Annotated in this window: 11 protein-coding genes; 6 read left to right on the top strand and 5 right to left on the bottom strand. The window is 63.0% G+C overall.

Annotated elements, in window-relative coordinates; translation table 11 throughout:
- Positions 1-15: 15 nt before the first annotated feature.
- Entirely contained in the window at positions 16-1,131 is a 1,116-nt protein-coding gene (locus UP06_RS35110; protein ID WP_045008257.1) for an ABC transporter ATP-binding protein, read from the top strand.
- Between the two features lie 138 nt (positions 1,132-1,269).
- Complete coding sequence (locus UP06_RS35115; RefSeq protein WP_045008258.1) at positions 1,270-2,280, top strand: LacI family DNA-binding transcriptional regulator; 1,011 nt, start codon at positions 1,270-1,272, stop codon at positions 2,278-2,280.
- Between the two features lie 30 nt (positions 2,281-2,310).
- Here the strand turns inward: UP06_RS35115 and UP06_RS35120 are convergent, their stop codons facing one another.
- The 5 genes from UP06_RS35120 to UP06_RS35140 all read right to left on the bottom strand — a co-directional run bounded on the left by UP06_RS35120 (position 2,311) and on the right by UP06_RS35140 (position 11,083).
- Positions 2,311-3,042, bottom strand: a complete 732-nt coding sequence (locus UP06_RS35120; RefSeq protein WP_045008259.1) for a sulfite exporter TauE/SafE family protein — start codon at positions 3,040-3,042, stop codon at positions 2,311-2,313.
- 330 nt (positions 3,043-3,372) lie between these two features.
- Positions 3,373-7,395, bottom strand: a complete 4,023-nt coding sequence (locus tag UP06_RS35125; protein WP_082081878.1) for an autotransporter domain-containing protein — start codon at positions 7,393-7,395, stop codon at positions 3,373-3,375.
- A gap of 179 nt (positions 7,396-7,574) precedes the next feature.
- The gene (locus UP06_RS35130; protein WP_045008260.1) at positions 7,575-9,344 is read right to left on the bottom strand and encodes an ATP-binding protein; all 1,770 of its coding nucleotides are present in this window, start codon (positions 9,342-9,344) and stop codon (positions 7,575-7,577) included.
- A gap of 55 nt (positions 9,345-9,399) precedes the next feature.
- The gene (locus UP06_RS35135; RefSeq protein WP_245305624.1) at positions 9,400-10,050 is read right to left on the bottom strand and encodes a response regulator; all 651 of its coding nucleotides are present in this window, start codon (positions 10,048-10,050) and stop codon (positions 9,400-9,402) included.
- 169 nt (positions 10,051-10,219) lie between these two features.
- On the bottom strand, positions 10,220-11,083 hold the full coding sequence (locus UP06_RS35140; protein ID WP_045008262.1) for a LysR family transcriptional regulator: 864 nt from the start codon (positions 11,081-11,083) through the stop codon (positions 10,220-10,222).
- Between UP06_RS35140 and UP06_RS35145 the strand changes: the two genes are divergently transcribed.
- From UP06_RS35145 to UP06_RS35160, 4 genes are all read left to right on the top strand, one after another.
- On the top strand, positions 11,082-12,098 hold the full coding sequence (locus tag UP06_RS35145; protein WP_245305625.1) for an SDR family NAD(P)-dependent oxidoreductase: 1,017 nt from the start codon (positions 11,082-11,084) through the stop codon (positions 12,096-12,098). The two genes, UP06_RS35140 and UP06_RS35145, sit on opposite strands and share 2 nt — an antisense overlap.
- A gap of 40 nt (positions 12,099-12,138) precedes the next feature.
- The gene (locus tag UP06_RS35150; protein ID WP_045008263.1) at positions 12,139-12,597 is read left to right on the top strand and encodes a nuclear transport factor 2 family protein; all 459 of its coding nucleotides are present in this window, start codon (positions 12,139-12,141) and stop codon (positions 12,595-12,597) included.
- 282 nt (positions 12,598-12,879) lie between these two features.
- On the top strand, positions 12,880-15,255 hold the full coding sequence (locus UP06_RS35155; protein ID WP_045008264.1) for a glucose/quinate/shikimate family membrane-bound PQQ-dependent dehydrogenase: 2,376 nt from the start codon (positions 12,880-12,882) through the stop codon (positions 15,253-15,255).
- Between the two features lie 16 nt (positions 15,256-15,271).
- The gene (locus tag UP06_RS35160) at positions 15,272-16,636 is read left to right on the top strand and encodes a carbohydrate porin (protein WP_050032539.1); all 1,365 of its coding nucleotides are present in this window, start codon (positions 15,272-15,274) and stop codon (positions 16,634-16,636) included.

The following is a 16,636-nucleotide window of genomic DNA, read 5'->3' on the forward strand; positions in this document are numbered from 1 at the left end:
GAAGGCTGTTCATCGATGGCTCACGTATCGCTCGCAAACATCGTCAAGCGCTATGGCGCGCATGTCGTCGTGCCGAATCTCGATCTCGAGATCGCTGACGGAGAGTTCATCGTTCTGGTCGGGCCGTCCGGTTGCGGAAAGACGACGACTTTGCAGATGATCGCCGGTCTGGAGTCGATCTCCGACGGCACGCTTCGTATCGGCGGCCGCGACGTGACGCACCTGCCTGCCAAGGATCGCGACATCGCGATGGTGTTCCAGTCCTACGCGCTGTTTCCGCACATGACGGTCCGCGACAACGTCAATTTTGGGCTCCGCATCCGCCGCACACCGGCGCAAAAGATGGAACACATCGTTGCCGACGTTGCCGAACGGTTGCAGATCTCGGCCTACCTCGACCGCCTGCCGCGCGCGCTGTCCGGCGGTCAACGCCAGCGCGTCGCCCTGGCGCGCGCGCTGGTGCGCCGTCCGGGCGTGTTCCTGATGGACGAACCGCTCTCCAATCTCGACGCCAAGCTGCGCGTCGAGGCGCGATCCTTCCTGACCAAGATGCATCACGAGCTCGGCATCACCACCATCTACGTCACCCACGATCAGTCCGAAGCCATGACCATGGGCACGCGCATTGTCGTGATGAAGGATGGCATCATCCAGCAGGCTGCGCCGCCGCTCGATGTGTATCGCCGGCCGGCAAACAAATTCGTCGCGGGCTTCATTGGCTCGCCGTCGATGAACTTCCTGGAATTCGTGTTCGACGGCGCCGCGCTTGTTCGTCCGGACACCGCAATCCGTCTCGAGCTTCCTGAGGCCCAGCGATGCACGCTTCGAGCCGCGGGGCAGAACCGGATCACCCTCGGCGTCCGGCCGGAGCACCTCATACTCCAACCGCGCGACGCACCCGAGCCTGGAACAATTGCCTTTCGAATCGACGTGAGCCAACACCTCGGCAACGAGACACTTCTCGATCTCGCTGAGGGCAGCTTCCGCGCCATCGCCCGGGTTCATCCCGAAGAGGACGCGCATGCGGGAGAATCTCGTCGATTCCGGATCGATATGGACCGCGCTCACTTCTTTGACGTCAACACCGGAGTAAACTTGAGCCTGGTGTCACAACACAGTGGAATCACGTGAAATCGGATCAATGACCAGATCTCTTTGTCCGAGCACGATCTTTCCTGAAAGCCGCTGCGGGCTTTCTCGGATCATGTTCTCGCACCGCAAATATTAACGGGCCTCGTCCCTGGTTGGACGTTTCAAGGTTGTTTTAAAATGGCCACTATCGCCGATGTCGCCCGGATCGCCGGTGTCTCGCTTTCCACCGTCAGTCACGTCCTGAACGGGACACGCTTTGTTCGGCCGGAAACCGAAAAGGCGGTGCGCGATGCGATCGCGGCAACGGGCTACACACCCAATTCGCTCGCCCGCTCGCTCGCCCGCGCCTCGACCAATAGCGTTGGCATCGCCATCTCAACCGTATCGAACCCCTATTTCAGCGACATTATCCGGGCCGTCGAATCCGAATGCGCGGCACTCGACATGACGATCTTCCTTGCCGACACCCACGACATCCCGGAACGGGAACTGCAAGTCGTGCAGGCCCTGCATCAACACCGAGTCGACGGCATCATCCTCGCACCGTCGACGACGTCCAGCGAGCGCGCCGTCACCTATCTCCGGGAAAACAAGATACCGGCGGTGCTCGTCGACCGTCTCGTGTCTCAGGAATTCGATCAGGTCGGCGTATACAATGCGGAATCGGTCGAGCGGCTCGTCGACCATCTCGTCGGTTTGGGGCACCGGCGGATTGGAATGGTGCCGGGCCAACCGGGCTTCGCAACGACCCTCGAACGAATAGCCGGCTACCGTTCGGCGGTCATCCGGCACGGAATCGACGCCGACGATGATCTGATCGCGCCCGGCTCGATCGACATCGACTCGGCTGCGGACTCAACCGATGGTCTGATGCAGCTAGGGCAACCGCCGACGGCCATTCTCGCAGGCAATAACCTCGCGACCATCGGGGTGATGCGGGGCCTGCGTCGCGGCGGGTTCGCGGTGCCGCGCGACGTCGCGCTCGTCGGATTCGACGATTTCGATTGGGCCGACAGCTTCGAGCCGCGGCTGACGGTCATTGCGCAGCCCTGCCTTGATATCGGTAGGGTCGCGGCCAATTTGCTGCTCGAGCGCATCAAGGATCCGGACAAGCCGCCGACCACAACGCGGCTTCAGACCTCGCTCATTGTCAGGGACTCCTGCGGAGCTCACATGCGGCGTCCCTAAACCATTCACACCTTGTCGCGAAGACCCGTTCTAGATCACGAGGCAAAGTCCCGAAAACAGCAACAAGCCCAGGATGATCCGTTTGAAGGCGGCTTCGTTGATCCGCCCGAACAGGACGATCCCTACAGCCGTTCCGGCAGCCAAAGCGGGCAGCGAAATACCAAAGTCGATCAGGACCTTTAATGACAGGCTGTGGTGCGAAAGCATGAGCGCGAGGGCGAAAAGCTGCATGACCCCGATGTAGGGCTGAACCAGGCCGCGCTGCTGGGTTTTCGGGAGACCATGGATATCGCACCAGATCGCGGGAAGCGCGCCGGGCATCGCGGTCAAGCCGCCGACGAGCCCGCCGCCAAACCCCACCAGCGCGTTGCTGCTCCGGCTGTCCATCTGACGCAAATAGGCAGCCGTTGGCCGCAACAAGGCATAAGCCGCGTACAGCGATACGAGAATTCCAAACCCCAGCCTGAAGATCCCGATATCCACATTCTGGAGGAGATAGATCGCGATCGGAATGCCCAATAGTCCACCAGCGATGAAAACGAGGCTGGTCTTCCATTGCATGCTTTTGCGTAGCGCGAACAGATTGGCCGCTTGTACGGTGATACTGCAAGCCATCATCAATGGCACAGCTTCCATGGGCGGAAAAACGTGTAGCAGGATAGCACCGGCGACCGCCGAGAACGCAAAGCCGGAAAGGCCGGACACGAACGCGCCTGCAAAAACCGCCACGCTCAGCACCAAGTACACCGCTATGTCTGACATGGTATCGCTTCCTGGAGAATGGTGATGGTCCGCAATAGCCGGACAGCGCAGGGCCATCCGAACTCACTCAAGTGACAGCAGAGCCAATCCACCTAGTCGCCGTCGGTCGCCATCGTTGCTGTTTCGATGGGTCGGATACTCGGCGCGTGATGGAGCATGTATCCACCGACGATATGCAAAATGCCGAAGCCAGCCAGGACAGCGAATGTCCACGCCTTGAGAGGCGACGATGGTTGCCGGGCGCGGGAGCTATCGAAAATTGCCATATCAAATGGACCTTCTTGTATACGTTCGAAAATTCGACCGTCCTCACAAACAATTCGCAGACGCTCACCACTGGTATCGCGCAACACCTTTGCCAGCGTAAGAGCGCGTCACGTTGGAGAACTCACCCTCGAAGGTCGCCGCGGTGGACCAGCCATTGAGCCATTTCATCTCGGCCGCACCGGTCACAAGCGCCGAGTTGGATGCCTGCGCGGCGCCGTTGACGACGAAGCTTGCGCCGGGCAGCGTCTGGAAGGTTGCGCCGATGCTGCGGTCCGGATTGAAATCATGCGCCCCGGCGGCGCGGCCACGCAGGGTCAGCACGCCGTCTCGTAGCGCGAAGGATTTGTCGGCGCGCAGGCCGAGCTCGCTGCGGGTATCGGTGATGCTCTTCGAATTGTAGGCCAGCGCAAAGATGTTGCTGCCGGCGATGGCCGCCTCGGCGTAGGCCGGCAGATCGAAGGTCGTGAACTGGCCGGCGGCATAAGGCGTAAGGCCAAATCCGTGGCTGACGAAACGATAACCACCCTCGAGCCGGCCTGACCAGGCATTGGCCTTGAACTCGGCGCGCAGGCGGTCGGCGCCGGCGACCGTGACCGTGCGATCGGTGGTGATGTCCTGCCAGCCATATGCCAGCGCAGCGGTGAGATACGCCGCGCCAGCATTGTGACGCATGAACGCGCCGGCCTGGAACAGGTCCGAGCGACCGCCGCTGAGGTTATTTGCGACCGTGAAGTTGGTGCCGCCACCGGCGAGCGCAAAACCGACAAGCGTATCCGGCGAGACGCGATAGTCGGCGCCGACCGCCGTGCCGTAGATGCTGCTCGTGGTGTTGCTCGAGCCGAGAGCCGCATTGCCGTCGGTGGTCTGCGATCCGCCAAAGCCAGCCGCCCACACGCTCCAGCGCTGCTGGAAACCCGGCGCGACCGGCGGCGCCTTGGCATAGATCGCAGCCAATGCGTCGCTCGGCCGGCGCTTTCGCGCGTAGGCCAGCGCTTCCTCATCGGTGTAACCGGCAGCCGTGCCGCCAGCCGAGACCCTGTCGTCGCGTCCAGCGACGAACGGATCGGTCATCACGCCCATGAACTGGTTCATCGCATTGAACGTGGTCTGCTGCGATCCGGTGCCGGCTTCGCCGGAAAGCTGCGTCAGCCCTGCCGGCGTCAGCGCGCCGAACACGATCGGGATGCCGCCGGTGCTGTTGAAGAAGTTGACGATGGCATTGCCGACGTTCTGCTGGTTGGTGTTGAGACCCGTGCCCGGCAGTGGAACGACGCCGAACGCGAGATTGAGATACACGTCGGCGGCGGCGGCGTCGTAGCTGAGACTTGCCGTGAAGCCCGACGGCAGATCGGTGCTGACCAGCGACGAAAATGTGCCATGCACCCCGCCGCCCGCATTAACGATGGTGTATCGCTTCGCGACATAGGTGCCCGGCGCAAAGCTCGCAATCACCGTCGCGTCGCCAAGCGTCGCCGCACCCGTGACGTTGGTGCGGTCGGCACTGACAGGCGAAACTTGCACCATGTAGCTCGCAGCCGCGGTGAAGGTGAGGTTGCCTTGCACGGTGAGCAGGCCGATCGAATTGCCGGGCGCCAACACGCCGCCATTGATGGTGGTGTTGCCGACGGTGCCGTTGCCGCCGAGCGTTCCGCCGGCGTTCACGGTCACATCACTGACAATCGAACCGTTGACCGACAACAAGCCGCCATTCACGGTGGTGAGACCGGTATAGGTATTGATGCCGGTCACCGTGGTGGTGCCGCTATTCGCGGTCAGGTTCATGGCCCCGCCGATGCCGGCGATCGTGCCGCCGGTCGAGGTCACCGCGCCGGTCAACAAGCCACTCTCAAGCGTCCCGCCTGCCAGCGCCACGGCGTTGATGGTCTGCGCGGTGCCGCCGAGATTGACGATGCCGCCGGTGTTGATCGTCGTCGCACTGGCGGCGCTGAACGAATTGTCGAAGACGCTGAACAGGGTGGCGCCGTTATTGACCGTGGTGACGCCGGTATAGGTGTTGCCGGAAAAGAATACAGTGGTACCGCCATTTGCGGTCAGGTTCATGCTGCCGCCAACGCTGGCGATCGTGCCGCCGGTCGAGGTCACCGCACCGGTCAGCGCACCGTTGGTCAACAGGCCGCCCGCCAGCGCCATATTGTTGACGGTTTGTGCGAAGCCGCCGAGATCGACCGTGCCGCCGGCGTTGATCGTCGTCGCGCTGGCGGCGCTGAACCCGTCGGCGATACCGCCGAGCAAGATGGCGCCGTTGTTGACCGTGGTCGCACCGGTATAGCCGCTGCTGAAGCCGCCCACGGTGGTGGTGCCGCCGTTCGCGGTCAGGCTCATACTGCCGAACATGTTGATCAGCGTGCCGCCGGTCGAGGTGACCGCGCCTGTCAATATGCCCTCCTCCAGCGATCCGCCTGCCAGTGCTACCGTGTTGATGGTCTGAATGGAGCCGCTGAGAAGGAAAGTGCCACCGCTGTTGATCGTCACCGCGCTGGCCGCGCTGAACGCATTGTCGATGGGAGTGAACAGGAGGGCACCGTTGTTGACGGTGGTCGCGCCAGTATAGGTATTGGGGCCAGTCACGGTGGTGGTGCCGCCATTCGCGACCAGGCTCATGCCGCCGCCAAGACCGCCGATCCCGCCGCCAGTCGAGGTGACTGTGCCGGTCAGGGAACCGTTCCTCAGCGCGCCGCCCGCCAGCGCCAAATTGTTGATGGTCTGCGCAAAGCCGCCGAGGTCGACGGTGCCGCCATTGATCGTCATCGCGCTGGTGGCGCTGAACGCGCCGGCATTGCCGGCCAGCAGCGTCCCACCACTGACGACCGTCGTGCCGCTGAAGGCGTTCGTACCGGTCAGCGTCCAGGTGCTGCTGCCGGATTTCGCGAAAATGCCGAAGCCGCGATACTGGGCTGCCGCGCCCATCGTGGACACGTCAAACGTCGCATCCGTGCTGCCGCCGAGCCGGAGCGTATCGGCACTGCTGAACGCCACCACGTTGCCGGAGATGGTCGATCCCGCCTGCAGCACCAGCGTATTGGTGCCGCCAGTGAAGGCGATGGCAAGGCCGCCGCCGGAGCCGCCGGTGATCGTCCCGCTATTGACGACCGTGATGTTCGCGCCCGAGACTCCGGCTCCGCCGACACCACTGACGCCATTGGCACCATTGACGAGCCCCGTTCCGCCAGATCCGCCTGCGCCGGCCGCACCGCCGGTGATCGTGCCGGCGTTGGTCAGGGTGCCGCCATTGACCATCAGCACGCCCGTACCGCCGTTGCCGCCATCGCCGCCCTTGCCGGCAACGTCGTTGATGGAGAAGCCGGCGGCGCCGCCGGCACCGCCGTCGCCGCCCTGAACACTTGCCCCCGCATTATTGATGAAGTTCGCACCACCGGTGAGCGCCACGCCCATGCCGCCGGCGCCGCCGCTGCCGGCCGAACCCGAGGCAAACAAACTGTTGCCGGTATCGCCGCCGTCGCCGCCATTGCCTCCGGCAATGGTCGAGGCGTTCGAACTCGCGGCGAGTCCGGTAAACAGGACGCCGCCACCGCCTTCGCCGCCACCGCCACCGCCGCTACCGCTACCTGTAGCACTGCTCCCGCCGGTGCCGCCGACCGTTCCGGACACTGAAGTCCCGTTCGGCGCGGATGTTATGACCAGGCCGAAATTGCCGCCGCTGCCACCATCGCCGCCGGACGTCGAGCCGCTACCAGACTGGACGGTGCCGCCGGTGCCGCCGGCGCCGCCGGCACCCGTGCTGAGGCTGACGCCGCCGCCGCCACCACCGCCGCTGCCAAATACGGTTATGAGGTCCTCATCGCTCCCATGACCGCCGGTTGGAGCTGTCGCGGTGCCGCCGGCACCGCCGAAACCGCCGACCGCTGGAGCGCCGCCTTGGCCACCATCTGCAAACGCGGGCGTTATCGCGAGAAGGGCCGCGACGAATGTGCCGGTGAGGGTCAGCCCCGCCACCCCGGCGCGCACGATGGCCGTGCTCGCCAACGCTGCCTTGATTGAAAATGTGCGCTTTCTTTGCCTCAAGGCATAGTGGCACAAGCGGGGCGCGCGTATCAGCTCATTCATCGGGGCGAAAGATATCGCCGCGGTGAATCCCGAGCGATACGGCAGATGTCGTATTTCGTCGTCGGTAAGGAGGCCAAAAGGCCCGGCGCCGCCGCAGGGCGGTGGCACCATGAGATCAGCGCCGGGATACAATCTCAACCGTAGCCGGATTCCCAATCCTGAGGCAGCTGCACATCCTTTTAGCGGTCGCTCTTGATTGATTCCTCGCCGTCAACACAGGCTGCAACGATCGCTTCGTACAATTCCTCGCCAGTGATCGGCTTGTGCAGAATATGAAGTCCGCTAGCGGTGGCGTCCTTGATGCGCGACGGCGAGGTATCGCCGGTCACGATAACAGCAGGGACCGAACGGCCGATATGGGCGCAGAGAGCCTCGATTGCCTCCAGGCCGGTAGCGCCATCTCCGAGGCGGTAGTCGGCAATGATCAGATCGACCGGTGCATCGCCAGCCGTCATCGCCTCTGCATGGATCTGTTGCACCTCGGCGGCAGAGCGGCCGGCATAAACGCGATGCCCCTGGAGCGTCAGCAACTGAACCATGACATCGAGAACATCCCTCTCGTCTTCCACGACCATGATGCTGACGGCGATGCCCGCGGGTGATGGCTTGTTGTCGGGCAAGGGAAGTGCCACCGTACTGGCTTGCGGAACCGTCACGGAAAACATCGAGCCGCGCCCGGTGACGGAGATCAGCTTCAGAGGGTGTTGCAGCAATGCGGCGGTGCGGCGAACGATGGCAAGGCCGAGGCCAAGACCTTGCGTGCGGTCCCTCGCCGGGTTCTGCAACTGCACGAATTCCTCAAAGATCATGGCTTGCTGATCTGTGGGGATACCCGGGCCCGTATCCCATATCTGGATTTCCACCGCAGCACCGCGCCTGCGGCAGCCGAGCAGAACGCCGCCGGATTCCGTGTATCGAAAGGCGTTCGACAGTAGATTGCCCAACACCCGTTTCAGCATCATGGGATCGCTGTCCGCCTGGAGTCGGCTTTCAACAACACGCCAATCAAGGCTGCGATCCTTCGCCACCGAAGCGAACTCGTTGCTGAGCTGGTTGAAGAGTTGGGACAGATTCACCGTCTCCCTCGCGACTGTAACCACGCCGGCATCAAGTCGGGAGATGTCGAGCAGTCCATTCAGAAGGGCGCTGAGGTTGCCGACAATGGATTTTGCCTTGCCGGCCAGATCGCGTGCATCGACAGATTGGACAGCGCCGCGGTGACCCAGCACGGCGAGCGTGGAGATCAGCAGGCTCAAGGCATGGATCGGCTGGCGCAGGTCATGACTGGCGGCCGCAAGGAAGCGCGTTTTCGCACGATCGGCGGCTTGTGCGCGGTCGCGTTCTTGCTCCAGATGGCTGACCAGCTCGACATTTTCCAAACGCAACCTGATGGTCTCACGCAGCATCTGGTAGGTGGTGCGGCAGTAATAGAGATTGATCGCCACGAGCCCCGCCAGCAAGGCGAGATACGCGCCGGCGATATCACCTCCATTGGTGATCGATCGCACCGTGATCGGCAGCACCGTAGCGATGATCGAGCCGACGAGAGCAGGTGGAAAGGCCGAGAGCGACGGAACCGTGCCGCAGATCAGACCGGTCAAGACAATGACCGTGAATGAAAAAAGAACAGGCTCCTGAGGCAGGAATCCAACCCAGCCGAGCGCTCCCCATAGCAGGCCCGACACGCAGGAAAACGCCGCCGCAAGCCAGGCCCATCGCGACGCGGACGCAGGCTCTCTCTCTCGGCTGAAGAACCGGCGCGCCGCCAGGACGCGAATAGCAGTGAGTAGATACACCGCGCCGAGCCATCCGATCAACCAGCTCGCCGATACCGTGGTCCTCAGGACGTAAGCTGCCGCCAGCGAGATGAGAATGTTGGCGACCACTACGCCATAGGAATTGCGATACAACAGCTCGACGAGCGCCGCGCGTATCCTGTCTTCCTGCATCGAAACCTCTCCGCGCGCCGGTCGGAGCGGCGGCTTCGTTCGCGAGTTGCCGTTGCTAGCCCGATGGAAGGCCGAGACGAATTGCGTAGGCTGTCAATTCGGCCCCACTGTGCAGATCAAGCTTCCGCATGAGATTCTCGCGATGTTTCCGGGCGGTAAGCGGGCTAATGCCGAGGCGGTTGGCGATGTCGCGGCTGGTGGCGCCGTGAGGGATCATTCCCAGGATTTGCCGCTCACGCCTTGTGAGCGTGACCGGAGATATGATCGCGGCCGTGGGCTCCGGGGCTTCGTTCAGACCGTCATGCTGGTTCACCGCAAAGCGAACCTCCTCGGCCACATAGAGGTTGCCTTTTCTGATGGCATCGATTGCGGCGATGAGTTCGGCCGGATCGCCGCTCTTGGTCAGATAGCCGTTCGCGCCTGCTGAAAAGGCTGCCCGAACGGAACGTGGCTCAACATTGGCGGTGAGGACGAGAACGCGCAGCTCCGGCCATTCGGTTTTCAGGTTGGCGATGAACTGAAATCCGCTCACACCCGGCATGCCGAGATCGAGGATGAGAAAATCGGCGGCACCTTCGTTCAGCAGCCGGTGAACGGCTTCACCGTCCGCGGCTTCTCCACTGATTGTAAGCTGGTCCACCGTCGACAGAAGCTGTTTCAGACCTTCCCGAACGACGGCGTGATCGTCAGCAATGATCGCCTTCACCAGCCCACCCACCTGCATCGCTTCCGCCGAACGGTATTATGGTATCAATCAACTCCAATCAAGGATTTGGATCCACAAATCCATTTTCCTGTTTGGTCAAGCTGGTCATTTTGCAGTGATTGTCTGAATGCTCCGCAGCCGATGGCGTTCGCAGCCGAATAAGCGCCAACTATCCGAAATGCTCGATCAGCAATTCAGTGAGGACGCGGACTTTTCGCGCGGGGTGCTGTCCCGGCGGCCGGACAACAAACAATCCGGCTGTCGGGGCAGGATAGCGTGTCATCACAGGAATAAGGGCGCCTGAAGCGAGATGGTCCCCGACGAGGCAATGCGGAAGCCAGGCGATGCCGAGCCCCGCCACGGCGGCGACCGCGAGAGCAGTGCCGTTGTCCGCCTTGAACCGCCCCTGCGGATGAACGGAAATTGTTCTCTCGCCATCAACGAATTGCCAGGTTTCCGTACCCTGCATGAGCGCCTGATGCGTGAGGAGTTCGTCCGGCGTCTCGGGCGCTCCATGCTCCCTGATATAATCCGGGCTTGCGACGAGCGCACCATGGATTGGCCCGACGCGCCGCGCCATCAGGTTTGAATCGGTGAGATAGCCAACGCGTACCGCACAGTCGAAGCCGTCGCCGACAATATCCACGAAGCGATCATTGTAGCTCGCGTGCACGTGAAGCAGCGGGTGGCGCCGCGCCAGCTCCGCGAAGACCGGCGCCAACAGCGTCGGGCCGAAGGTCAGCGGCGCTGCGATCCGCAAGCGCCCACGCAGCTCGCCGGCAGGCAGGATCGTCTCCCGCGCGACATCGATCTCGGCGCAGACCCGGGCGGCGTGGTCACGGAACGTGACGCCCGCCTCGGTCAGCGCGGAGCCGCGGGTTGTCCGCGCAAGGAGCTGGACGCCCAGTTCAGCTTCCAGCCGGAGCAGCCGTCGGCTGACGATCGACTTCGCGACGCCGAGCCGGCGCGCGGCCGGCGATACGCCGCCCGCATCGGCCACTTCGACGAAGGTCCGCAGGTCTTCGATATCCATGATCGGCGTTCCGCTTTCGGCGACACAGCTGGGCAGATCGCGAGGCTACCGCATCGCAGCTCGGAACGACAACATCAACCCGGTCAGAGCGGACAACGCCGCGCGCATTCAACGCGCACGCCGCCTGCCCAAACGGAGACCTCAAATGCCGAGCCCTTCTGAACACGCGCGTCGCTCCGCCGCAGTCACTGGCGCCGGCGGCGGCCTCGGCCGCGATATCGCGCTCGGATTGGCCGCCAAAGGCTACGTTGTTTTCGGCACGGCCATGTCCGCCACGGAGGTCCAGGACCTAAAGGACGCTTCCGGCGGACGCGTCAGCCTGACCGTCTGCGACATGACCAGGGAGCAGGCTGTGAAAGCCTGGGTGGGCGGCGTGTCCGACGCGCTCGGCGATGCCGGGCTTGATCTCCTGATCAACAACGCGGGCATCCTGACCCCGGGTCCGATTGAGGTTCTGCCGCTTGACGCCATCCGTCGGGAATTCGACGTCAACGTGTTCGGGGCCCTGTCGGTCATGAACGCTTTCCTGCCGGCGCTGAGGAAGGCGCGCGGCCGCATCGTCCAGGTCAGCACCTGGACGGCGAGCGTTCCGCTTCCCTTCAACGGGCCGTCTGGCGCGTCGAAGGCGGCTATGGACGTGCTTGCAGCCGTTTACCGCGCCGAACTGAAATCCTTTGGAGTCGACGTCGTCGTGGCGGTTGCGGGCAACATGAGAACCGGCGGCCCCGCCAAAACGGCAGCGGCTCTCGCGCGTATCGCCGACACCATGACGGCCGAACAACGTGGACTGTACGGACAATCCTTCAACACGTTCGCAACCACGCTCAACAGCATGCAGAGCAGCGGGCTCGACTCCGTCTCGGCGGCCAGGCGTGTGATCGAGCTGGCCGAGCAGGTGCCCGCACCAAGTCGCGCGCCGGTCGGTACGGACGCCGATGAAATGCTCCGGGCCGCGCGCGAAAAATCCGACGCTGAACTGGATGCGCTCCGCCTCCAGATTGTCGGCCTCGGCTAGGGACGTCCGGCAAATTCACATTTCGCATGAGGAGTTACGCATGATCGAGCTGTTTGACCCCAACGACAGCCGCGCCGCTCGCAACAAGGCCAACATCCTTGGCTTCTATGATCTGGTGATCAACCAGAAGAAGTCGGAGGAGTTCGTCGCCAAATTCATCAGCCCGGCATACGTCCAGCACAACCCGCTCATTGCGGACGGTCCGGACGCGCTGGGGAAGTTCTTCGGCCAGATCACCCGGGAACGCGCCCAGGCGCGCGTCGTCGTCCACAAGATCATCGCGGTCGACGACTATGTGTGGGCTCACGTGAATTTTCTGAATCTGTTCAACGACGATCCGAATGATACGGGGATCGCCGGCGTCGACATCTACAGGATGGACGCCGACGGAAAAGCCGTTGAGCATTGGGACACCTTGCAGCTCGTCGGCGACCCGAAAAACTCGGCTCCATGGCTCGCGCCGAACGCGCCGCGCGCCAACCCCAACGGCATGTTCTGAACAGGGAATCTTCGAGCACGGAAAAATTCGGGCGCTTCACACCTTTCTCGACAGGCCTGCGAGCGATTGAACCGTGGCACCTGCTTTTGAACATTGCGCGCGCATCTTGAAGAACTTTGCTTGTGCACGCTTCTAATTCGCAGCTTTTGCGCGCGGATGTTACATCAACGCAACGGTTGACGGTTGCCAGTTGTAGTTGATTGGACCACAGTCCTCGGAAGTGAACGCCGTCTGTTGCGCTTGCGAGGGACGGGCCAGGTTCCATTCCGCGCCGGAGCAGCCATGCAGCGATCCAGGGCAGTCTTTATCACGGGTCTCATCTACACCTTGATCGGCCTCGTCCTCGCGAGCGGCGGCATTTGGCTCGCCGCCTTGGGTGGATCCATCTTCTACATCATCCTCGGTATCGGCATTCTCGCCACGGGCGCGTTGTTGCTGGCACAGCGCCGTTCAGCGCTCTGGCTGTTTGCGATCGTGCTGGTCGTCACGCTGGCGTGGGCCGTCTACGAGGTGCAATTCGATTGGTGGCCGCTCGCGGCGCGCGGCGACATCATCTTCCCCATGGCGCTCTGGCTTCTCACGCCGGTGATCGTTCGCGGGCTGGTGCGAAACGAGCCGGTGTCCTACCGAAGCGCGACGGCGCCACTCTGGGCCGGCGTCGCCGTGGCTTCGGTCGTCCTCGTCATCGGGCTTCTGTCCAGCTATCACAACATCAACGGCACGATCGCCGAGTCCGGCTCCGCGGTGCAGCAAAGCGAAGCCGACCCGCAACCCGATGCCGATTGGCGGGCGTATGGACGCACGCAATTCGGACAACGCTATTCGCCGCTGAAGCAGATCACGCCTGACAATGCCGGCAACCTCAAGGTCGCCTGGACCTTCCGCACCGGCGACATGCCGACACCAGAGGATTCCGGCGAGACGACCTTCGAGGTCACCCCGATCAAGGTGCGCGATACGCTCTATCTCTGCTCACAGCACCAGGTCCTGTTTGCGCTCGACGCCAAGAGCGGCAAGGAGCGCTGGCGGTACGATCCGAAGCTGACGTTCAACAAGACGTTCCAGCACATGACCTGCCGCGGAGTTTCCTACCACGAGGCCGCGGCGGGCGCCGTCGACAGCAGCGGCAGTCCCGCGCCCGCCGAATGCCCGCGGCGGATCTTCCTGCCTGTCAATGATGGGCGCATGATCGCACTCGATGCCGACAGCGGCAAGCTCTGCGATGGTTTCGGCGATCACGGCTCCCTCGACCTCCAGCAAGGGATGGGGATCAAGACGGTGGGCTTCTTCGAGCCGACGTCCCCGCCGGTCGTCAGTGACAAGATCCTGGTCGTCGCCGCCGCGGTGATCGACAATTATGCGGTCGAAGTACCCTCGGGCGTGATCCGCGGCTTCGACGTCTACACCGGCAAACTGGTTTGGGCCTGGGACTCCGGCGCGGCGAACGAGAACGAGCTGCCCTCGCCGACGCGTCATTACACCAACGGTTCGCCGAATTCATGGATTACGGCGTCGTTCGATCCGAAATTGAACCTCGTCTACATCCCCACCGGCAACAACGGACCTGACATCTGGGGCGGCAATCGCAATGCGCTCGTCGAGCGCTATTCCAGCTCCATCGTTGCGCTCGACATCAATACCGGCAAGCGCGCCTGGTCGTACCAGACCGTGCATCATGACCTCTGGGACATGGACGTTCCCTCGCAGCCGAGCCTGGTCGATGTGACGACGGCCAAGGGCGTCGTTCCCGCGATCATCCAGCCGACCAAGGTGGGTAATCTGTTCGTGCTCGACCGCAGGACCGGCGAGTTGATCGTGCCGGCGCCAGAGCGTCCGGTCCCGCAGGGGCCCGCGCCCGGCGACCGCACCGCGCCGACGCAGCCGTTTTCCGAACTGACATTCCGCCCGGAGGCGAAACTCACCGGCGCGGACATGTGGGGCGGCACGATCTTCGACCAGCTCCTGTGCCGGATCATGTTCCACCGATTGCGTTACGAGGGCACGTTCACGCCGCCGTCGTTGCAGGGCACGCTGGTCTTCCCGGGCAACCTCGGCATATTCGAATGGGGCGGCATCGCGGTCGATCCTGTGAGACAGATCGCGATCGCCAACCCGATGTGGTTGCCCTTCGTGTCGAGGCTAATTCCGCGCGGGCCCCAGAATCCGCCGGCGCCGACAGCCGAGAAGCCGGTCGGCAGCGAGGTCGGGACGCAGCCGATGTATGGCACGCCGTTCGGCGTCGAGATCCAGAGCTTCCTCTCACCTCTCTCCGTGCCGTGCTACCGGCCGCCCTGGGGCTCGATGGCCGCGATCGATCTGAAGACGATGAAGGTCGTCTGGCAGCATCCCAACGGCACGATCAGGGACACCACACCGCTGCCCCTTCCCTTCAAGATGGGCGTTCCGATGCTGGGTGGGCCGATCACGACCGCCGGCGGGGTCGCCTTCTACACCGGGACCTATGAGTACACGATCCGGGCTTACGACGTGCGTAATGGCAAGGTGGTTTGGGAAGATCGCCTGCCGGCCGGCGCCCAATCGACGCCCATGAGTTACGAGGTCGACGGCAAGCAATATGTCGTCACCGCGGCCGGAGGTCATGGCTCGTTCGGCACCAAGCGCGGTGATTACATCATCGCCTATTCATTGAAGGATTGAATCCGGGAGCATCGCCATGATTGCGTCATCCGGTGACCGAGCGAAGCATCCAACGGCGCTCTGCCTTTGGCTGGGTTTCGCGGCGATGTCAGCCTGTGCGGGCAGCCACGCAGCATATGCCGCCGACCTGGTGATTCCCGGCGGTGCGGCCAACCCGGCTGTGGCACCGGTGCCCTGGCTGTTCGGCGACTGGAACGGCGCGAGAACCCGGCTGTTGGATGCGGGCATCGATTTCCAGTTCGGCTACACCAGCGAGATCGCCGGCAATGCAACGGGCGGCGACCGGCGCCAGGCAGCGTACACCGATCAATGGACCTTTGGCACGACGTTCGATCTGACCAAGCTGGGTGTCGTGCCCGGCGGCACGATTCAGGTCACATGGACGGACCGCAACGGCAGCAATTTGAGCGATGACGCGCGGCTCGGCACACTCCAGCAGGTGCAGGAGGTGTTCGGGCGCGGCCAGACGCTGCGGCTCACGCAATTCTGGTACGATCAGAAGTTCATCGACGGCGCGGTCGACTGGAAGATCGGGCGGATCACCTTCGGCGAGGATTTTGCAGCGTTCTCGTGCGATTTCCAGAACCTGACCTTCTGCGGCGCGCAGCCCGGCAACCTCGTCGGCAATTACATCTACAATTGGCCGGTCAGCCAATGGGCCACGAGACTGAAGTTCAACTTGCAGGGCTTCGGCTATTTTCAGTTCGGTGTGTTCGACGCCAATCCCAATTACCTGAAGGTACAGCAATCAGCTCTTCCGGTGTTCTATTCGGGATCCACGGGCCTTCTCATTCCGGCGGAGCTCGGATGGTTGCCGAAGTTCGGCAACCTCCAAGGCAGCTACAAGTTCGGCGGCTGGTATGACACATCGACCGCCCCCGATGTGGTCACCGACATCAACGGCAACCCGGCGATCCTCTCGGGACAGCCGCTGCTCCAGAGCCGCGGGCGTTACGGCATCTACGTCAATTTCCTTCAGCAGGTGATACGCCCGTCGCAAGTCAATTCCGCGGGGACGCTAAGCCTGTTCTTGAACGCGACGATGGCCGACCGCCGGACGTCGACCACCGATTATCAAATCGCAGGCGGTCTGACCTACACCGGCCCATTCCAGTCCCGGCCCGAGGATGACATCGGATTCGCGGTCGGCACGACCCACGTCAACAGCCGCGTCGCCTGGTCGGAAGAGCTGCAAAATCTGGCTGGCCTCGGTCCAGTCGCGGTCCAGAGCAACGAATACAGCCTGGAGTTCTACTACACCTACCGGCCGCTCGCCGGCCTCCAGGTACGGCCGAACATCCAATACGTGATCAATCCCGGCGGCACCACCACCAATCCCAACGCATTGGTGTTCGGGTTGAAGACGGTTGCGAATTTCTGA

Source organism: Bradyrhizobium sp. LTSP857 (assembly GCF_000938285.1).
Classification (GTDB): domain Bacteria; phylum Pseudomonadota; class Alphaproteobacteria; order Rhizobiales; family Xanthobacteraceae; genus Bradyrhizobium.